Here is a 19,510-nt window from a genome sequence, read left to right as displayed (position 1 = left end):
CAGGGCTGGGCTGTGGGACCACGAAAGCCCCACTTCCGGCGCATGGCGGAAAACCATTCCACGGACTCAACTCCCCATGCCGGATTGTGCTAAGCGGAACCCGCATCGGGACCGGGTGCCGCCTGTCCGGCGGCTTCGCTCGCGTCCAGTCTGGTTTGAAGGAACACCGATGAACATTCTGCCCTCCAACCTGCGCTTCGGTGCGGGCCAATCCGTCAAGCGCCTCGAAGATCAGCGGCTTCTCACAGGACAGGGACATTTCATCGACGACAAGGCGCAGGACGGCGCGTTGTGGCTTTACGTGCTGCGCTCGCCGCACGCCCACGCCAGGATCATCGCGATCGATACCAGCGCGGCGCTGGCCGTGCCGGGCGTTGCCGCCGTCTATACCGGAGCCGATCTGGTCGCAGACGATATCGGCGCCATCCCGACCCTGCCGATCTTCAAGCGGCCCGACGGTTCGCCGATGGCCGCCCCGCCGCGGCGTCTGCTGGCGCACGATGTTGTCCGCTTTGCCGGCGAGCCGGTCGCGGCTGTACTGGCCCCATCACGTGCCGATGCGCAGACGGCCGCCGAGGCGATCGTTGTCGATTACGAGATTCTGCCGGCAGTTGTCAGTCCGGCCGATGCGCTGGCGCCCGGTGCGCCTGTGGTCTGGCCGGATGCGCCGGACAACATTGCCGCTGCGATGAGCTACGGCGATGCGGCTGCGACGGAAGCCGCCTTCGCGAAGGCCAAACACGTCGTCTCGCTCGATATCACCAGCCAGCGGCTGGTGCCGTCGGCGATGGAGCCGCGCAGCACCATGGCGGAGGTCGACAAGAAAACCGGCCGCCTCACGCTGCATGTCCAGAGCCAGACACCGACCGCAACGCGCGACATTCTTTCGGATGTTGTGCTCAAGCGTCCCAAGGACAGCGTTCACGTGATGGTCGGCGATATCGGCGGCGGCTTCGGCCACAAGGTCAATCTCTATCCCGAAGACGGCATCGTTGCTTATGCGGCCACGAAACTGAAGCGCACGGTGCGCTGGCGCGGCGACCGCATCGACGACTTCATCGGCGGATCGCATGGCCGCGATCTCACATCGACCGGCGAATTCGCGCTCGATGAAAAGGGCCGCGTGCTGGCGTTCCGCGTGCGCTCGCTAGGCGGCACCGGCGCCTATCTCACCGGCGCTGGCGTGATTATTCCGCTGGTGCTTGGACCGTTCGTCGCCACCGGCGTTTATGATCTCCCGCTGATTCATTTCGACATCAAGGCAGTGCTCACTCACACCGCGCCGACCGGCCCTTATCGCGGCGCCGGACGGCCGGAAGCGGTGTTCATCGTCGAGCGATTGATGGATGCCGCCGCGCGGCAGATCGGCATGGACCCGCGCCAGATCCGCAAGGTGAATTACATCAAGCCCTCGCAACTGCCCTACAAGAACGCGGTCGGCGAAGTCTACGACAGCGGTGCTTTCGCGCACATGATGGAGCGCGCCTCGAAGCTCGCGGACTGGGACGGGTTCAACGCGCGCAAGAAAGCCGCGAAGAAAAAGGGCCTGCTCTACGGACGTGGTCTCACCAGTTACATCGAATGGACCGGCGGCCGCGTGCACACCGAAAAGGTCACGTTGTCGGCGACCGCCGAGGGCCGCGTGGTGTTGCAGTCGGGCACCCAGGCGATGGGGCAGGGACTTCAGACCAGCTACTCACAGATGGTGGCGGGCGCGCTCGGCATTCCGCTCGACCGTATCGATGTTATCCAGGGCGACACGGACAAGGCGACGGGCGGCGGCAGCGTCGGTTCGCGCTCGCTGTTCGTCGGAGGCACCGCAACCGTCGTGTCGGCCGGCGATCTGATCCAGAAGGCGCGCGAGAAGGCGTCGCATGTGCTCGAAGCTTCTGTCGGCGACATCGAATACGGTGATGGCGTGCTGACTGTGGTCGGCACCGACCGCCGGGTCAGTCTGTTCGATCTTGCCAAGGACGAGAAGGACTCGCGCCTCAGCGTCGAGAGCAAGGGCGAGGTGGACGGGCCGACCTGGCCGAACGGCACGCATATCTGTGAAGTCGAGATTGATCCCGAAACCGGCGTGACCCGCGTGGTGCGTTACACCACGGTGGATGACGTCGGCGTCGCCATCAATCCGATGCTGGTCACCGGTCAGGTTCACGGCGGTGTCGCGCAGGGCATCGGACAGGCGCTTTATGAAGGCGTGGTGTACGATTCCTCGGGGCAGCTGCTCACGGCGAGCTATCAGGACTATTGCATCCCGCGCGCCAGCGACATGCCGGGCAGCATCGATGTGACGCTCGACGACTCTGCGCCGTGCAAGACCAATCCGCTCGGCGCGAAGGGCTGCGGCGAATCCGGCGCCATCGGCGGTCCGCCATGCATCGTCAACGGCGTGATGGATGCGCTCAGCGATCTCGGCATCACATCGCTGCAGACACCGCTGACGCCGGTGAAAATCTGGGATGCGATTCAGCAGGCCAAAGCCACGAAGGCTGCGTGAGGTAAGGGTTATCGTTCAGCCCACCTCTCCCGTGGGGAGAGGTCGACTTCGCGTCAGCGAAGTCGGGTGAGGGCGTAGAATCTCTCGATAGATTTAGATCCCCTCACCCCAACCCTCTCCCCACGGGGGAGAGGGAGAGCACCGCGGATGCGCCGACATTTTTACCAAAGCTGCTCTAGCCCGGCCCTTCGCCGGCCGCGCGCAGCGCGCGCAAGCCCTCGCGATAGGTCGGATAGGCGAGCGTGACACCCAGTTCATTGCGCAGCAGATCGTTCCGCACGCGCTTGCTTTCGGCATAGAACGAGCGGCCCATCTCCGTCAGGCCGGCGTCTTCAAGACTGATCTCGCGCGGCGGCGCGACGCCGCAGAGCGAGGCCGCGAAGGTGACTACATCCTGCGGCGGCGCGGGCTCATTATCGGTGACGTTGTAGATCGCGCCCGAACGCGGCCGGTCGAGTGAAGCGTCCACCGCGCGCGCGATGTCTTCGACATGGATGCGGTTGAACACCTGTCCGGGCTTGATGATCCGGCGTGCAGTGCCGCGCGCCAGTTGCACGAGCTGGCTCTGGCCCGGACCGTAAATGCCCGCAAGCCGGAAAATCTGCACCGCAATGTTGTTCGCGGCACCGAAGGCGAGCCACGCCTGTTCGGCGGCGGCGCGCTCGCGCGAGCGCGAATTGGTTGGCGTCGCAGGCGTCCGTTCATCGACCCATGCGCCGCCGTGATCGCCATAAACGCCGATGGTCGAGAGATAGCCAATCCAGCGCAGGTTGGGAGCCGAGGCGATTTGCCTGGCGTAGGCCGCAAGGACGGGATCTCCGCCGGTACCCGGTGGAACAGAAATCAGCAATGCCTCGCAGGCTGCGATATCGGAATCGATAACGTCATCGCGGCCATCATGTCCGAACACCCGCGCGGTCACGCCTGCGGCGGACAGCGTGCGCGCCTTGTCCTGCGATCGTACGGTGCCGGTCACGGTGTCACCGCGGGCGAGACGGCGCTCGGCGATGGTTCTGCCGCTGAAGCCCAGACCGAAGATAAACAGATTCACGAAAAACCCTGTTCAAGAGAGGCGATGCGACGTACCTATCGGCTCACTTATCTCTTTTCAATGATGGAGTCCCGCGTTTGGGCGACTACGATCCACTCCGCGAGTATCTCTCGCAGCAGACCAAGGACGAACTCGTGCTGACCTTCGAGGAGATCGAGGATCTGCTGGGGTTCGCGCTGCCGCGCGCGTCGCAGCGGGCGTCATGGTGGGAGAAAGAGCGCAACCCTGAAAACGCGCGCCCGCAGCGGGATGCAATCCGCGATGGAGGTTATGAGGCGACCCGGCTCGCGGACGGAAAGGGAGTGCGCTTCCGCAAACTTTCTGCCGGCCGGTTCAGGCGCTGATTCCTCGGTCTCAATTCCTTGTGCGCCGCAAAATCTTTGCGCGCGCTGCACAGAGCCGATGCGAAAGTTCAATGCCCCGCGCGAACCCGATGCCGCTATAAAGGCCTCTCAAACAAGAATAACTGGGAGCGCAATATGACATCGAAGTTTCTCGCCGCAGCGGTCGCGGCGTTCAGCCTGACGACGGCACTGCCGGCTTCCGCGCAGCAGGGCGTCAAGATCGGCATTCTCAACGATCAGTCCGGCGTCTATGCCGACTATGGCGGCAAGTGGTCCTTTGAAGCAGCCAAGATGGCGGTCGAGGAGTTCGGCGGCTCGGTGCTTGGTCAGAAGATTGAAGTTGTCTCCGCCGATCACCAGAACAAGCCGGACCTCGGCGTCAGCATTGCGCGCCGCTGGTATGAAGTTGAAAACGTCGACATGATCACCGAGCTGACCACGTCGTCGGTGGCGCTCGCAGTGCATGATCTCTCCAAGCAGATGAAGAAGATCGACATCGTGGTCGGCGCTGCGACCTCGCGTCTGAGCGGCGATGCCTGTCAGCCTTACGGTTTCCACTGGGCGTATGATACCCGCGCGCTCGCCTACGGCACCGGGGGCGCGCTGGTGAAGGCCGGCGGCGACACATGGTTCTTCATGACCGCGGATTATGCGTTCGGCCATGCGCTCGAAAAAGACACCGGCGACTTCGTTACACAGCAGGGCGGAAAGGTCGTGGGCGCGGTTCGCATTCCGCTGAACACCGCCGACTTCTCCTCGTTCCTGCTGCAGGCCCAAAGCTCGAAAGCGAAAATCATCGGGCTCGCCAATGCCGGTCTCGACACCACGAACTCGATCAAGCAGGCGGCGGAATTCGGCATCGTCAAGGGTGGCCAGAAACTCGCCGGACTGCTGCTGACGGCGGCTGAAGTTCACGGCCTGGGTCTCGAGGCCGCGCAGGGCCTGGTGCTGACGGAGGGTTACTACTGGGATCGTGACGCGCGTTCGCGCAACTTCGGTGAGAAGTTCTTCAAGCGCACCGGCCGGATGCCGAATATGATCCAGGCTGGCACCTACTCTGCGACCTTGTCGTATCTGAAGGCCGTAAAGGCCGCAGGCACCAAGGACACTGAGGCGGTGGCCAAGAAGCTGAAGGAACTGCCGGTCGATGACGACTTCGCGCAGGGCGGCAAGGTGCTCGAAAACGGCCGCATGGTACATGACCTCTACCTGTTCGAAGTCAAGAAGCCGTCCGAATCCAAGAAGCCCTGGGACTATTACAAGGAGCTGGCGGTGGTGCCGGGCGACAAGGCCTTCCCGTCGGCGAAGGACTCGGGCTGCCCGCTGACCAAGTAAACACGAATGCGATATCCGGTCCGGTATGTTGCCGGGCCGGAGATCGCGGCGATCTTTCAATTGACGATAGTTGAAGCTGTTTTCCTTAAGCATTTTCGCGCCGGTCGCCTTCTTTGCCGGGCCGCCCCGCGCTAAAGAGAGAGAAATGATCCGCATCCTCTCGCTTTGCCTTCTTGTCCTGCTCGGTGTGCCTGCGGCTGCGCAAACGCCGCCGGAGCAGAAGCCTGCGATCGAGCAAAAGAATACAGCCGAGCAAAAGATGCCGGCCGAGCCGAAGCCTGCCGCACTTCTGTGCGTGTACAACAACAGAAAATACAGTGAAGGCGCCAACGTTTGTGTGCATAAGGCGATGATGCAGACCTGCACCATCGACGGCGCCAAGGCCGTCTGGGCCAACGTGACGGACGAAAAACTCAGCAGCGGCTGCGTGGCGCCCGGTCCCCGTTTGACCAAGTATCAGCGAGCGGCAATCGTGAACAGGCGGAACATTCGCCGCGAAATCACACCCGCCACGGACAGCTCACCGTTCTGCTTTTATACGAACGGAAAGCGGTTCTGCGAGTAGCGCGACTTCGCCAGCGCGATCAATTCACCTTGTAGATCGAGTTGGCCCAGGTGCCGCCGCAAATTTCGTCGCGGTTACCGGTGCACTTCGCATCGCAGTTCGTGGCAGGGCCGGCAGCGCCATACTTGTTGCCGCAAAAGCAGTGCCCGGCATATTGCGTGCCGGCATGGCTGAAGCCCTTCTCGCGGCATGTTGAGATGCAAAGCTGCGTGGTCATCTTGCCGTCGTAGAAGGTGTAGCCATCGAGATCGCGCTTGCCCTGATCCCTGAAGCATCCGAGATAGCCGTTCGCAGCGGCGGTCGTCGCCCCGGCTGACGGCGCCGTGGTCGGCGCCGTGACGATCGGCGCGGGATGCAGCGAGCGCTCATCCGACTTTGTGGCGACTTTTGTCTCCGATGCCTTCATGTCCTGTAAGCGGGCGCGGGCGAGGTCGCCATAGATACTGTCGCCGAAGCGGCGCACGAAAGCTTCCAGCACTGTGGGGCTTGTGGTGGTGGAGACCGCGCGCCAGGCTTCCGCGATTTCGTTGGATGATGGCGCAGGCGCGACCGCAATTGCGCGCGGCCCCACGGAAGCGGCGGGGTCGGCCGCCGCGACCTGCGCGGGTGCAGGCTTGGTTTCGGCTTTCGCCGCAGCAACATTCGCATCGACAATCGCGACCGTGTTGCCGCCGAGCGAGCCGTAGACATAGGGTTCTTGTTTGCGGGCGGTGGAGGTCAGCACCGCGTCCCGCACCCGGCCGAACGCAATGCGCAGATCGACTCCCGGCGTTGCGATATGTTCAAGCAGTGCCGTGGTGAAGGGGCTGTTGCTGTTGTCGCCGTCGAGTGCCACCGAGCCCGCCTTCGCCGCGAACGCGATCAGGGTGTCCGAGACCGTCGGCTCGATCTTGGCGAGGCCGCGTCCGACCGAGCGCGACGCAACCGTGCGCTTCATCGTCTTGGCGAAGGGGTTGTCGCGGCAGGCGTCCAACATCACGAGGCGCAAGCGCTTGGCGGGCTCGATTGCCTTCAGCAGCCGGTCGAGCGACAGCGCTTCGTCCTCGATGTCGAAATCGCGCGCGAGTTTTGCATCGGCGGGCACCAGATAGTTGGTGCCGTCGACCTCGATGCCATGCCCGGCGAAGAACACCACGGCGACATCGGCGTCCTGCGCCTTGTCGGAGAAGTCGCCGACCGCGCGGCGCAGATCGGCGATGCCGACGTCGCGCTTGGTCTCGACCACATCGAACCCGGATTTCCGGAATAGCGCTGCCATGGCATCGGCGTCATTCGATGGGTTCGGCAGCTTGGCGACATGCTGATACGCGGAGATGCCAAGCACCAGAGCCACGCGTTTGTCGGCCTGCGCGGCAGTCATGGAGAACTGCGCCGCAGTGAGAACTGCAAACAGGATCAGCAGAGAACGCAGCATGGCGCGCACGATAAGTCTCCGGGCTTTCGGCACATTCTCTACCACACGGGCGGAACCGCGGAAAAGAGCTCGGCTGTGGCAAAAAATCGCTGTTTCGCTTGAACTTTCCGCCTTGTGGCGTAGACATCGCGCGAGAGTGAAGGAGCCAGCCGTCCATGTCCGTCCGTATCGTCGATGTTCGCGAAGTCACCAAGCCGATCTCGTCCCCGATCCGCAATGCCTACATCGACTTTACGAAGATGACGACCAGCCTCGTCGCTGTTGTCACCGATGCGGTTCGCGACGGCAAGCGCGTGGTCGGCTACGGGTTTAATTCCAACGGACGTTACGGGCAGGGCGGCCTGATCCGCGAACGCTTCGCGCCGCGGCTGCTGGAAGCCGATCCGAAGACGCTGCTGGATTCGTCTGGCGACAACATCGATCCCGACAAGGCTTGGGCGGCGCTGATGTCGAACGAGAAGCCCGGCGGCCACGGTGAGCGCTCGGTGGCGGTGGGCACCATCGACATGGCGATCTGGGATGCGGTGGCGAAGATCGCCGGCAAGCCGCTGTTTCGCCTGCTGGCGGAGCGTCACAATCGCAAGGCCGATCCGCGCGTGTTCGTCTATGCGGCGGGTGGCTACTACTATCCGGGCAAGGATCTGTCGGCGCTACGCGGCGAGATGCGCGGCTATCTCGATCGCGGCTACAATGTCGTCAAGATGAAGATCGGCGGTGCATCGATCGCGGAAGATCAGGAGCGCATCGAGGCGGTGCTGAAGGAGATCGGCAATCAGGCGCAGCTTGCGGTGGATGCCAACGGCCGCTTCGATCTGGAGACCGGCATCGCCTACGCCAAGATGCTGCGCGAGTATCCATTGTTCTGGTACGAGGAAGTCGGCGATCCGCTCGACTTCCAGCTGCAGGCGGCGCTCGCCGAATTCTATCCCGGCCCGATGGCCACCGGCGAGAATCTGTTCAGCCATCAGGACGCGCGCAATCTCATTCGCTACGGCGGTATGCGGCCGGATCGCGACTGGCTGCAGTTCGACTGCGCCTTGTCGTACGGGCTTTGCGAATACCTGCGCACGCTCGATGTGCTGAAGACCCATGGCTGGTCGCCGTCGCGCTGCATCCCGCATGGCGGGCATCAGATGTCATTGAACATCGCAGCGGGTCTCGGCCTTGGCGGCAACGAGAGTTATCCGGATCTGTTCCAGCCTTACGGCGGCTTCCCGGATGGCGTGCGGGTCGAGAACGGCCACATCACCATGCCCGACCTGCCGGGCATCGGCTTCGAGGGCAAATCCGATCTCTATAGGGAGATGAAAGCGCTGGCGGAGTAGCGTGGGCCCGCCACTCCGGCCAAGCCGTCACGCATTGACGTGAATGAAATCCCGCAGCAGCGGATAGATTTCGTTGTTCCATTTCCGGCCACTGAAGACACCGTAGTGGCCGACGCCCGCCTGCATGTGATGCACCTTTCGGTAGGCGCGCACGCCGGTGCAGAGATCCTGCGCCGCCAGCGTCTGCCCGATTGAACAGATGTCGTCCTTCTCACCTTCCACCGTCATCAGGCCCATCTTCTTGATGGAGGCCGGGTTCACTGCGCGTCCCTTGTAGGTGAGCTTGCCCTGCGGCAGCAGGTGTTCCTGAAACACATCGCGGATGGTATCGATGTAGAAATCCGCCGGCAGATCCATCACCGCGAAATACTCGTCGTAGAAGGTCTTGATGGTGTCGGCTTTCTCAACCTCACCCTTCGCCAGATGCTCCAGCAAGTCCTTGTGCGACTTGACGTGCCGTTCGAGATTCATCGACACGAACGCGGTGACCTGAATGAAGCCGGGATAGACCTTGCGGAAGGCGCCCTTGCACTGCATCGGCACGTAGTTGATCAGATTGTCCTCGAACCACTTCAGCGGCTTCGAGGTTGCGAATTCGTTGACCTTGGTTGGCGCAATGCGCGTATCGATCGGCCCCGCCATCAAAGTGAGGCTCGCCGGGCGCGCACGATGATTGTCTTCCGACATGATGGCGCAGGCCGCCAGCGCCGATACCGACGGCTGGCACACCGCCACCATGTGAGACTTCGGGCCGAGCTGATCCATGAAGGTGATGAGATGCTCGGTATATTCGTCGAGGCCGAACTTGCCCTGATCGAGCGGAATGTCGCGCGGATTGTGCCAGTCGGTGATGTAGACGTCGTGATCCTGCAACAGCGTCTGCACCGTGCCGCGCAGCAGTGTCGCGAAATGACCCGACATCGGCGCGACCAGCAAAACCTTCGGCTGGTCCGGCGCGCCATCCTTCTTGAAATGCAGCAGCGAGCCGAACGGCGTCGCGAACGGGACTTCCTCGATCACCGGCCATTCCCGGTTGCCGACCGCGACCGGCTTGATGTCGTAGTCCGGCCGCTTGTAGGTCAGCGAACTGCGCGACATCAGTTCGAGTGTTGCGGCGAGGCGGCCGAACACCTTGTCCGAAAAACCTTCGGGCAGCATTTTCAGATAGGACAGCGCCGTTGAGGCCCCGTTTCGCCACGGGGCCGTCATGTCCATGGTGTTCTGATAGGTCTGGTACATCATTGGCGACATCCGGCACATTCCCTTGCTTTGTGCCATGCAAACTTGACGCCAAAGCCCCGTCAATCGGCCATTCGGACTGGCATGTCGTTTGCTGTGTGTAAAAGGAGCAAGCGCTTAAACAACAGGCAGGCGCGGGCATAACCGGGCGGAAAAGTGCGATCCGCCTCTTTGATGTGCAGGCGTTAGGAGAGCGACCATGGCCAAGGCCACGTTGACCATCAGCAGCAAGAACTACTCCTCATGGTCGCTGCGCGGCTGGCTGCTGACCAAGTTCTCGGGGCTCGAGTTCGATGAGATCGTCACGGCGGCGGACGATCCGTCGGCCCGGGCGGAAATCCTGTTGCTGTCGTCGTCGATCCTGGTGCCGTGCCTGCGTCATGAGGGGGCGGTGGTCTGGGACACGCTGGCGATCGGCGAATATCTCAACGATCTCATGCCGGAAGCGGGCCTGTTGCCGTCCGAGCGGATTCCGCGGGCGCACTGCCGGTCGATCTGCGGCGAGATTCATTCGGGCTTCACCACGCTGCGCTCGTCATTGCCGGTCAACATCAAGGGGCATTTCCCGGGCTTCAAGGTCTGGTCGCGGGCGCAGGCGGACATCGATCGGGTCTGCGCGATCTGGAGCGACTGCCTTGAAAAGTCCGGCGGCCCGTTCCTGTTCGGACATCGGTCGATGGCGGACGCGATGTATGCCCCCGTGGTGACTCGCTTCCTGACCTACGACGTGCAGATCAGCCCGTCCTTGGCGAGCTATGCAAAACGGGTGATGAGCCTTCCTGAAATGCAGGAGTGGGTCGAGGCCGCGCGGCAGGAGCCGGCCGAAATCGAAGAGCTCGAGGTTGAATATTAGGCAGCGGCGCTGCGCAATTGCCTGATCGCTGGGCCGGTTGCGGCTGCGTGTGCTTGCCTGAACGAGCGCTTTCCTGGGATGCCAGAGGCGGCGCGTTGCGCGACGGCCAGGCCCCAGATCGTCATCAGGCTGAATCCCGCACGGACTCAGCCACATCTTTGATTGCGCAAAACTTCCGCACGCTGTGACCGCTCGCGATGCGGGTGCTGGCGTGGAATTCGCATGATGCATTGCAGAAGCAACTGCGCCGGCGCCGGTCGCCCGGATTGGAGGATGCTATGAATGTACATGCTGCGGTCGGTTCAAAATCGTCTGGTCTCACGCGCCCGAACGGCGCCCCCATTCGTCTGAATACCCAGAGCTTCGTCGCCATCGATCGCCACAAGGATACGACATACGAGGCGACGTATCGCCCGCAGGCGCTCTACAGCCGCGCGGACGAAGGTTTCCATGCGAATAACGAAGCCTTCCTGCTCCATGAGGTGGCGACAAACCTGCCGATCTATCTCCCGGATACAGGTCCCACCGATTTCCATCTTCATCTTCCGCCGGGCGGCTTCCAACTCGTGCTGGTCACGTCGGGCATGTTCACCTTCGATTACGATGGACGCTTCTACAACGTCGGCCCCGGCGCGGTGATGCTGCAAAGCGCGATCGTGCATCGTCAGCTCTTCTACACATGGTCGGGGTTGTCGACGGAGGAGAATCTGAAGACGCCGCAGACCGTGGCGCCCGATCCGATTTCGATGGGCTACTCGGGAAAATTTCTTGAAGCCTTCATTACCGATCCCACGACATTTCCCAACCCGACGATTGTGGGTCCGGATCAGATCAACGAAGATGAAACGCCGCGTGTGGCGTGGAGCCATCCGCTGCATGATCGCCCGGCCGATGCCGGCTTCTGGCTTCAGGACCCATTGGCACTGGATGCGCTGTTCAAGCCGCTGGCGGCCGGCTCACCCGACAGTCTCATCAAGTCGGCCATGCCGGTTTATGTGCGCGATATTGGAATCGAGATTCCAAGCGGTCATCTTGTCACCGGCCACATCATCGCAACCGATCCGCGCGGGCACTCGCTCCTGCCCAAGAGTACGTCCGCAACAGCGGACGCAGCCTGTCTCGCGAAGGGCGAGGTCGTTATCCATCGCGTCATTCGCGGCACGGCCGAATTCAAGGACAGTGCGGGCAAGACTTTCGAGCTCGCGGCCGGCGATGTGGTGACTGCGAGCAAGAATACGATCTCCCTCGTCGGTGTCGGCGAAAATACGCAAGTCCTGCGGCTTGGCCTGCTGAAGGGCATGGACAGTCTTCGCAGTTGGACGCCGACGCAGCGGGATGAGATTGACGGGCTGGCCGGCCAGATCATTACAGGGAGGGACGTCCGTCCTCTCCGCACCGAAGGCCGGCCGGTCGGGTACTTATACAAGTAGGCTCCTGACACCCGTAAAACTGCAACATATCGTCCCGTAGCGTTCTGTACATTGCGTGCTTAAGTGTTTCCGGCTGATAAACCGGGGAACACAGATGCCGACACGTGCGCGCGTTGACGAATTCATTGCAGTGGTCGAGAGCGGCGATCACGCCGGCGCCATCGAGCGCTATTACACCGAAGATGCCAGCATGCAGGAGAACACCGCGCCGCCGCGCGTGGGCCGCGACGGACTGGTGGCGCATGAGCGCGGCATCCTTGCGCGAATGAAAGAGGTCCACTCCAAGGCGCTGGTATCTGTGGTGGAGGGCGATCACGTCATGATCCACTGGAACTTCGATCTTGTCGGCCTCGACGGCAGGACGCTCCATATCGATGAAATCGCCATGCAGGAATGGCGCGGCGACAGGATTTTCCGTGAGCGGTTTTTCTACAACGCGGCCAAAGCGTAAGCCCCACGCGTGACATGACGGGGCTTCATGCGGGCGATGACGATGTCTCGCTTGACGCCGCGATCCGCATCCTGACAGATGGCGTAATTGCTGCCGGAATCGGCAGAAAAGAAGAGCGCCAAGCTCCTTCAGGGAACGCCGGACTATGAATGCACCTCACGCGGGTCCCACCGCGGACGGGAAGATCGTCGACGAGTCATCGATCCGCTATGAAGGCTGGCCGGTCGTCGGGGTCTGCTTCCTTGTCGCGACATTCGCCTGGGCTGCGGGCTTTTACGGTCAGGGCGTCTACCTTGCCGAACTGCAACGCCTTCATGGGTGGCCGGCGTCACTGATTTCGACGGCGACCACCTGTTACTATCTGTTCAGCGCGGTTCTGGTGGTGTTCGTCAGCGAGGCGATCCGTACACTGGGTCCGCGCCGCCTGCTGATCGGCGGCATTGTGACCATCGCCGCAGGCACCGTGATGGTCGGGCAGATCACATCGCCTTGGCAATTATACGTTGCCTATGCGCTGATCGCGTTCGGCTGGGCCGGGACCAGCCTCGCTGCGATCAACAACACGCTGGGATTGTGGTTCGACAAGAAGCGGGGCATGGCGATCAGCCTGGCCCTGAATGGCGCGAGCTGTGGCGGGGTGCTCGGCGTGCCGCTGCTGGTCGGCGCGATCGGCAAGTTCGGCTTCCCTGCAACGTCGATCGGTGCGGCGCTGGTGATCCTTCTGCTGGCGATACCGGCGATTCTGATCTGGGTGGGCCGGCCGCCGAAACGCGCGATGCCGCCGACAGATGTGTTTACCGCCGAGCCTGCGCCGGCCGTGCGATCGATCGCGCAGATACGACATGCTGCCTTCGGCAGTCTCTCGTTCTGGACCATCACGGTGCCGTTCTCGCTGCTGCTGGTCGCGCAGGTCGGCTTCATCGTGCATCAGATTTCGTTTCTCGATCCGATCATGGGCCGCGAACGCGCCAGCATTGCGGTGGCGCTGATGACCGCGATGGCGGTGATCGGGCGGGTCCTGTTCGGCCTCGTTGTCGACCGCATGGACCAGCGCAAGGCGGCGGCGGCCTCGGCGGTCAGTCAGGCGCTCGCGCTAATTGTGATGATCAACACCCGGAACGAAGCCGCACTTTTCGTGGCCAGCGCGGTGTTCGGCTTTTCGGTGGGGAACATGATCACGCTGCCGTCGATGATCGTACAGCGGGAATTCAGCGCAGTCGCTTTCGGCGTGCTGGTCAGCCTGGTGACGGCGATCTGCCAGTTCACCTATGCGTTCGGTCCGGGAATCGTGGGGCTGCTGCGCGATGCATTCGGCAGTTACGCTGTGCCGTTCTATGCCTGCGTGATGCTCCAGCTGATCGCGGCCGCGATCGTGCTGGTTCGTACCAAAACACCAAAGACGATTTGATCAGCCCTCACGCTCGCGCAGCAACGCCTCGACGTCGAGGCGGTGCGTGAACATCGCCAGCGTTCCGTCGGGATGGCGCGGCCACTCGGCCTCGGGCCTGTCGCGGTAAAGCTCGACGCCGTTCTCGTCGGGATCACGCAGATAAAGCGCCTCGCTGACGCCGTGATCGCTCGCGCCGTCCAGCGTAATTCCGGCGGACAGCACCCGGTGCAGCGCATCGGCCAGCGCCGCGCGTGTCGGATAGAGGATCGCGGTGTGAAACAATCCGGTGGTGCCTTCCGGCGGCGGGCTTCCGCCCTTGCTGTGCCAGGTGTTGAGGCCGATGTGGTGGTGATAGCCGCCCGCGGAAATGAACGCGGCCTGATCGCCGTAGCGCTGCATCAGTTCGAACCCGAGCACGTCCTGGTAAAAGCCGAGCGCGCGGTCGAGGTCCGCGACCTTCAGATGTACATGGCCGATCCGCGTACCCGCCGCAATCGGTTTGAAAGACGTTGATACCGCCTTGGTTTCTCCGGACATACCAGGTCTCTCCGATTGTATCGATGCGCTGCTCTCATCGATGTATGAGTGCCTTCCTCATGGTACAAGATCGGAGGTCTCGCCCTCGGGCAATTCGACCTCAAAGGTGTTGAGCGTCATCGACACCAGCGCGTAGTAGCCGAGGAGGCCGACCAGTTCGACCACGCCGGTTTCGCCGAGCATCTCGACGGCTTCCTTGTAAAGCAGCTTTGGCACGTTGTGATTTTCGTGCAGCGATTCGCTGAATTCGTAGACAAGCTGTGCTTTCCGGTCGTTGAAATCGGGAACGTGACGATGATTGATGGCGGCGATGATATTCGGATCGAGTCCCGCCGCGAGCGCCATCTTCTTGTGCGCATACCATTCGTACTGCGCGTTCCAGTGCCGTGCGGTCACGAGGATGGCCAACTCGGACAGACGCGGACCGAGTGTGGTGTCGTAACGCAGGGACGCGCCGAGCCGGCTGGCGTGTCGCGCGACTTCAGGCGCGTAAATCCATGCGCGCAGCGGTGGCGTGACGGTGCCGCGTTTGCCTGAAACCGATTCTTCAAAGATGCTTTTCTGATCGTCGCTCATTTCGCTAGGCGAAAGCGTCTTCAGGCGCATGGCGGCTCCTCTGTTTTAAACGCGGCAGTGCCGAGGTATGGGCTGGGCTGTCGTGCATGGCTACCATATCGTACCGAGTGAAGCTTTCGCGCCAGCGAGATATTGAAATCCGCCAAGCGGACAGTAGAGTCCGGCCCGGAAAATAAACAAAGCCGCGCCCATTGCGCCGCGGCCCATCAGCCCGAGGAACGATCGAATGGCCGATATGGAAAAATTCCGCAGCGAGACGCGCGCTTGGCTGGAGGCCAATTGTCCGCCGGAGATGCGCAAGCCCGTAACCGGCGACGCCGATGTGTTCTGGGGCGGCCGTAACACCACGTTCTCCTCAGAGCCGCAGCGCCTCTGGTTCGAACGGATGCGTGACAAGGGCTGGACCGTGCCGGACTGGCCCAAGGAGTATGGCGGCGGCGGCCTCAATCCAGAGGAAACGAAAATCCTGCGTCAGGAAATGTCGGCGATCGGCGCGCGGCTTCCGCTGTCGAGCTTCGGCATCTGGATGCTCGGACCTGCGCTGCTGAAATACGGTACCGATGCGCAGAAGCGCGAGCATCTGCCGAAGATCGCCGCCGGCCTGATCCGGTGGTGCCAGGGCTATTCGGAGCCAAACGCGGGCTCCGACCTCGCATCGTTGCAGACGCGCGCGGATGTCGATGGCGACGATTACATCATCAACGGTCAGAAGATCTGGACCTCGATGGCGAATTTTGCCGACTGGATTTTCTGTCTGGTGCGAACCGACTTCAGCGCCAAGAAGCACGATGGCATCAGCTTCATCCTGTTCGACATGACCTCGAAGGGCGTCTCGACCAAGCCGATCCTGCTGATCTCGGGCAAGTCGCCGTTTTGCGAAACCTTCTTCGACAACGTCCGCGTGCCGCGGTCGCATGTGGTGGGCACCGTCAATCGCGGCTGGGACGTCGCGAAATATCTGCTCCAGCACGAACGTTCCATGATCAGCGAGGTGGGTGAGCGCCGCGGCGCCCGGCCCCTGGGGCAGGTGGCGGCGAACTCCATCGGCGTCGATGAACGCGGGCAACTGGACGATCCTATGCTGCGTGGCCAGATCGCTGCCTTCGATGTCGATGAGGCCGCGATGGCCTGTGCCGCCGAGCGCGCGGTCGATCTTGCGAAAGCAGGACAGGGGCACCCCGCTTATTCGTCGGCGCTGAAGTACTACGGCACTGAACTCAACAAGCGCAGGTACGAGATTCTGATGTCGGCTGGCGGTATTGACGCGCTGGAATGGGAAAGCCCTCGTTCTCGCGAAGGACTGACGGCGCGGACGTGGCTGCGCACAAAGGCAAACTCGATCGAGGGCGGCACCAGCGAGGTGATGCTCGGCATCGTCGCCAAGCGCATCCTCGATCTGCCCGGCGCGTAAAACACTTCGTCATTGCGAGCGAAGCGAAGCAATCCATCCTTGAGTAAAGCTGGATTGCTTCGTCGCTTCGCTCCTCGCAATGACAGTCTACTAACTCAGGTTTATCTATATCGATTGGAACACCTATGGCTCTCGTCCTCAACGAAGAACAGTCAATGCTGCGCGACAGCGCGCGCGGCCTCATCAGCGACAAGGCGCCCGTGGCGCATCTGCGCAAGTTGCGCGATGACAAGGATGCAACCGGATTTTCGCGCGATCTCTGGAAGACATTCGCCGAAATAGGTTTTGCAGGCCTGCTGGTGCCGGAAGAGTTCGGCGGCAGCGGACTCGGCTATGTCGAGGCTGGTGTGGTGATGGAGGAAATTGGCCACACGCTGATGCCGTCGCCGTTTCTGTCGACCGGTGTCGTCGCTGCGGCAGCGTTGACGCGCGGCGGCAACGGTGCGCAGAAATCCGAATATCTCCCCAGGATCGCTAAGGGCGATCTGATCGCGTCGCTTGCCGTGGACGAGGGCGCCAAGCATCGTCCTTCCAAGGTGGCCATGAAAGCCGTGCGCTCCGGCAATGGCTTCAAACTCAAGGGTGCGAAGGCGCTCGTGGTCGATGGCCACGTTTCAGACCTGCTGATTGTCGCCGCCCGCACCGCGGGCGAGAGCGGCGACCGGGAAGGGCTGACGCTGTTTCTGGTCAATCCCAAGAGCAAGGGTATCGAGATCGAGCGCACCGCGATGGTCGATGCGCACAATGCTGCCCGCATTGTGTTCGACGATGCCGAGGTGACGGCGGATGGTGTGCTTGGTGAAGTCGATCAGGGCGGCGTGCTGCTGGAAGGCATTCTCAACGTCGGCCGCGCCGCCGTGGCATCGGAGATGGTTGGCCTCAGCGAGGAGGCTTTCGCGCGTACGGTGACGTATCTGAAAGAACGCAAGCAGTTCGGCAAGCTGATCGGCGAATTCCAGGCGCTGCAGCATCGCGCCGCGCATCTCTACACCGAGATCGAGATTACCAAGGCCGCGGTAATGAAGGCGTCGCAGATGCTGGACAGCGATTTCGACGCTGCGGGTGCGGCGGTGGCCGTCGCCAAGGCGAAAGCCGGGACAACCGCGACGCTGGCCGTTCAGGAGGCCGTGCAGATGCATGGCGGCGTCGGCATGACGGACGCCTTCGACATCGGCTTCTTCATGAAGCGTGCGCGTGTATGTCAGGAGCTTTTCGGCGACAGTGCCTATCACGCCGAGCAACTGGCGCGGATGAAGGGTTACTGAGCAGGCCGCTCAAAGAAAATGGCCGGGAAGATCCCGGCCATCACAATCCAGATAAAATATAGAGACGCATTACCGGATCGGCGGCGCGTACTGGATGCCGCCGGCGCTCCACAACTGGTTGAGGCCGCGCGGAATCTTGAGTTTCGATCCCTCGCCGACGTTGCGGTCGTAGACCTCGCCGTAGTTGCCGACGTGGCGGATGATGCGCGCGGCCCAGTCCTTCGTGAGATCCATTTCCTCGCCGTAAGCGCCTTCGGTGCCGAGCAGACGCATGACGTCGGGCTTCTTCGACTTCAGTGCGTCGTCGATGTTCTTGGACGTGACGCCGAGTTCTTCGGCGTTCAGCATGGCGTAGATCGTCCACTTCACGATCAGCAGCCACTCGTCGTCACGCTGGCGGACCACCGGGGCCAGCGGCTCCTTGGAGATCACGTCCGGCAGGATGGCGTGTTCGGCTGGCTTGGTCAGGCGCAGCCGCAGCGCATAGAGCTGCGACACGTCGGTGGTCAGCACGTCGCATTGTCCGGAATCATACGCCTTGAGAACCTCATCGAGATTCGGAAAATTCAGCTCCTGATACTTGATGTTGTTGGCGCGGAAGTAGTCGGCAAGATTGAGCTGCGTCGTGGTGCCGGTCTGCACGCACACCTTGCTGCCGTCGAGTTCGAGACCCGACGTAATGTTGCGTGACTGGCGCACCATGAAGCCTTCGCCGTCATAATAGGCGACGGCTGCGAAGTTCAGGCCGTATTCGGTTTCGCGCGACATGCTCCAGGTGGAATTGCGCGACAGGATGTCGACCTTGCGATTGCGCAATTCCTTGAAGCGTTCGCTGGCGTCAAGCGGAACGAACTTCACCTTGTTCGGATCGTTGAAGATCGCGGCGGCGACGGCGCGGCAGATATCGACGTCGAAGCCGGACCAGTTGCCCTTGTCGTCAGGAATGGAGAAACCCGGCAGTCCAGTGTTCACACCGCACAGCACGGCGTCGCGTTTCACGGTCCGCTTCAGTGTCCGCGTATCGTATCGCTCGTAGGCGATCGCGGCGGCAGCAACGGCAACCGCGAGGACTGCTCCGAGCGTAAGACCCGAGGCAAAAGTACGGGGAAAAAGGGCCATGAATGAATCTCGCTTCCAAGTATGCGTGCAAAAAGGGATAGGGCGTTATTGGGAGATCAGATTTCGGGACGCTGGCGAATGATGACCTTGGTGCCGACAGGAACGCGTTCAAACAGATCGGTGACGTCGGCATTGACAAGACGGAAGCATCCCGAAGACACGGCGCTGCCGATGGTCTGCGGCTGGTTGGTGCCGTGAATGCGATACACCGTGGCGCCAAGGTAAAGCGCGCGTGCACCCATCGGATTGCCCGGTCCGCCTGCCATGAAGCGCGGCAGGTAAGGCTGGCGTGCGATCATTTCCGGTGGCGGCGTCCAGTCCGGCCATTCCTGCTTGCGGGAGATCTTTTGCAATCCCTGCCACTGAAATCCTTCGCGGCCAACGCCGATGCCGTAGCGAAGTGCGCGGCCGTTGCCCTGAATCAGATAAAGAAAGCGCTCGGATGTGCTGATGATGATAGTGCCCGGCGCTTCGGTGGTCCGATAGAGCACAGCGGTACGCTTGAACTCCGGCGCGAGCTCTTCGTCATCGGGAATGTATCCCGGCTGGTCACCGATGTTCATTTCGCGGCCCTGCGCGAAGGCGTGAGGCGCCGCGAACAACAGGCTGGCGGCGACCGCTGCCAGAGCGAGAGAGCGGATGATGTTCATGTCGAGAATCCCGCGTTAATTCGTGCCCCGCGCTCATCAAACCTGAGCCGAG

General features: G+C 62.0%; 18 protein-coding genes. 11 read left to right on the top strand and 7 right to left on the bottom strand.

Annotated elements, in window-relative coordinates:
- The first annotated feature begins 169 nt into the window (after positions 1-169).
- On the top strand, positions 170-2,503 hold the full coding sequence (locus I554_RS0117680) for a xanthine dehydrogenase family protein molybdopterin-binding subunit (protein WP_024577113.1): 2,334 nt from the start codon (positions 170-172) through the stop codon (positions 2,501-2,503).
- 175 nt (positions 2,504-2,678) lie between these two features.
- On the opposite strand, the gene I554_RS0117675 is transcribed toward I554_RS0117680, so the two are convergent.
- Positions 2,679-3,554 carry an SDR family oxidoreductase gene (locus I554_RS0117675; RefSeq protein WP_024577114.1) on the bottom strand — a complete coding sequence of 292 codons (876 nt, stop codon included), beginning with the start codon at positions 3,552-3,554 and terminating at the stop codon, positions 2,679-2,681.
- Between the two features lie 77 nt (positions 3,555-3,631).
- Here I554_RS0117675 and I554_RS0117670 point away from each other — a divergent pair, with 77 nt between their 5' ends.
- From I554_RS0117670 to I554_RS0117660, 3 genes are all read left to right on the top strand, one after another.
- On the top strand, positions 3,632-3,898 hold the full coding sequence (locus I554_RS0117670; RefSeq protein ID WP_024577115.1) for a hypothetical protein: 267 nt from the start codon (positions 3,632-3,634) through the stop codon (positions 3,896-3,898).
- Positions 3,899-4,033: 135 nt separating this feature from the next.
- Complete coding sequence (locus I554_RS0117665) at positions 4,034-5,233, top strand: ABC transporter substrate-binding protein (RefSeq protein ID WP_024577116.1); 1,200 nt, start codon at positions 4,034-4,036, stop codon at positions 5,231-5,233.
- A 70-nt stretch (positions 5,234-5,303) separates the two neighbouring features.
- Positions 5,304-5,798 carry a DUF1496 domain-containing protein gene (locus tag I554_RS0117660; protein ID WP_244432779.1) on the top strand — a complete coding sequence of 165 codons (495 nt, stop codon included), beginning with the start codon at positions 5,304-5,306 and terminating at the stop codon, positions 5,796-5,798.
- A gap of 19 nt (positions 5,799-5,817) precedes the next feature.
- On the opposite strand, the gene I554_RS0117655 is transcribed toward I554_RS0117660, so the two are convergent.
- Positions 5,818-7,212 carry a caspase family protein gene (locus I554_RS0117655; protein ID WP_244432778.1) on the bottom strand — a complete coding sequence of 465 codons (1,395 nt, stop codon included), beginning with the start codon at positions 7,210-7,212 and terminating at the stop codon, positions 5,818-5,820.
- A 155-nt stretch (positions 7,213-7,367) separates the two neighbouring features.
- On the opposite strand from I554_RS0117655, the gene I554_RS0117650 reads away from it, so the two are divergent.
- Positions 7,368-8,537 carry a mandelate racemase/muconate lactonizing enzyme family protein gene (locus tag I554_RS0117650; protein WP_024577119.1) on the top strand — a complete coding sequence of 390 codons (1,170 nt, stop codon included), beginning with the start codon at positions 7,368-7,370 and terminating at the stop codon, positions 8,535-8,537.
- A 27-nt stretch (positions 8,538-8,564) separates the two neighbouring features.
- Here I554_RS0117650 and phaZ read toward each other — a convergent pair whose 3' ends face one another.
- Positions 8,565-9,788 carry a polyhydroxyalkanoate depolymerase gene (gene phaZ / locus I554_RS0117645; RefSeq protein ID WP_024577120.1) on the bottom strand — a complete coding sequence of 408 codons (1,224 nt, stop codon included), beginning with the start codon at positions 9,786-9,788 and terminating at the stop codon, positions 8,565-8,567.
- Between the two features lie 187 nt (positions 9,789-9,975).
- Between phaZ and I554_RS0117640 the strand changes: the two genes are divergently transcribed.
- The 4 genes from I554_RS0117640 to I554_RS0117620 all read left to right on the top strand — a co-directional run bounded on the left by I554_RS0117640 (position 9,976) and on the right by I554_RS0117620 (position 13,918).
- Positions 9,976-10,629, top strand: coding sequence for a glutathione S-transferase family protein (locus I554_RS0117640; RefSeq protein WP_024577121.1), 654 nt, complete (start codon positions 9,976-9,978; stop codon positions 10,627-10,629).
- 278 nt (positions 10,630-10,907) lie between these two features.
- Positions 10,908-12,059 carry a hypothetical protein gene (locus tag I554_RS0117635; RefSeq protein ID WP_024577122.1) on the top strand — a complete coding sequence of 384 codons (1,152 nt, stop codon included), beginning with the start codon at positions 10,908-10,910 and terminating at the stop codon, positions 12,057-12,059.
- A 94-nt stretch (positions 12,060-12,153) separates the two neighbouring features.
- Positions 12,154-12,510, top strand: a complete 357-nt coding sequence (locus I554_RS0117630; protein ID WP_024577123.1) for a nuclear transport factor 2 family protein — start codon at positions 12,154-12,156, stop codon at positions 12,508-12,510.
- 145 nt (positions 12,511-12,655) lie between these two features.
- A complete protein-coding gene (locus I554_RS0117620) occupies positions 12,656-13,918 on the top strand; it encodes an MFS transporter (protein ID WP_024577124.1) in 1,263 nt (420 codons plus the stop codon).
- Here the strand turns inward: I554_RS0117620 and I554_RS0117615 are convergent, their stop codons facing one another.
- Both I554_RS0117615 and I554_RS0117610 read right to left on the bottom strand, forming a co-directional pair.
- Positions 13,919-14,437: a VOC family protein gene (locus I554_RS0117615; protein ID WP_024577125.1), complete on the bottom strand. Its 519-nt coding sequence runs from the start codon at positions 14,435-14,437 to the stop codon at positions 13,919-13,921.
- A 57-nt stretch (positions 14,438-14,494) separates the two neighbouring features.
- Positions 14,495-15,043: a carboxymuconolactone decarboxylase family protein gene (locus I554_RS0117610; RefSeq protein WP_024577126.1), complete on the bottom strand. Its 549-nt coding sequence runs from the start codon at positions 15,041-15,043 to the stop codon at positions 14,495-14,497.
- A gap of 196 nt (positions 15,044-15,239) precedes the next feature.
- Between I554_RS0117610 and I554_RS0117605 the strand changes: the two genes are divergently transcribed.
- Positions 15,240-16,424 (top strand): acyl-CoA dehydrogenase family protein, encoded by a 1,185-nt coding sequence (locus tag I554_RS0117605; protein WP_024577127.1) that lies wholly within the window; start codon positions 15,240-15,242, stop codon positions 16,422-16,424.
- A 125-nt stretch (positions 16,425-16,549) separates the two neighbouring features.
- Entirely contained in the window at positions 16,550-17,689 is a 1,140-nt protein-coding gene (locus I554_RS0117600; protein ID WP_024577128.1) for an acyl-CoA dehydrogenase, read from the top strand.
- A 69-nt stretch (positions 17,690-17,758) separates the two neighbouring features.
- Here I554_RS0117600 and I554_RS0117595 read toward each other — a convergent pair whose 3' ends face one another.
- Positions 17,759-18,808, bottom strand: a complete 1,050-nt coding sequence (locus I554_RS0117595) for an amino acid ABC transporter substrate-binding protein (protein WP_024577129.1) — start codon at positions 18,806-18,808, stop codon at positions 17,759-17,761.
- Between the two features lie 56 nt (positions 18,809-18,864).
- Positions 18,865-19,458, bottom strand: a complete 594-nt coding sequence (locus I554_RS0117590; protein WP_024577130.1) for a L,D-transpeptidase — start codon at positions 19,456-19,458, stop codon at positions 18,865-18,867.
- Between the last annotated feature and the right edge of the window lie 52 nt (positions 19,459-19,510).

The organism is Afipia sp. OHSU_II-C1 (genome assembly GCF_000497575.1).
GTDB lineage: Bacteria > Pseudomonadota > Alphaproteobacteria > Rhizobiales > Xanthobacteraceae > Afipia.
This window is presented reverse-complemented; position numbering and strand designations above follow the sequence as displayed.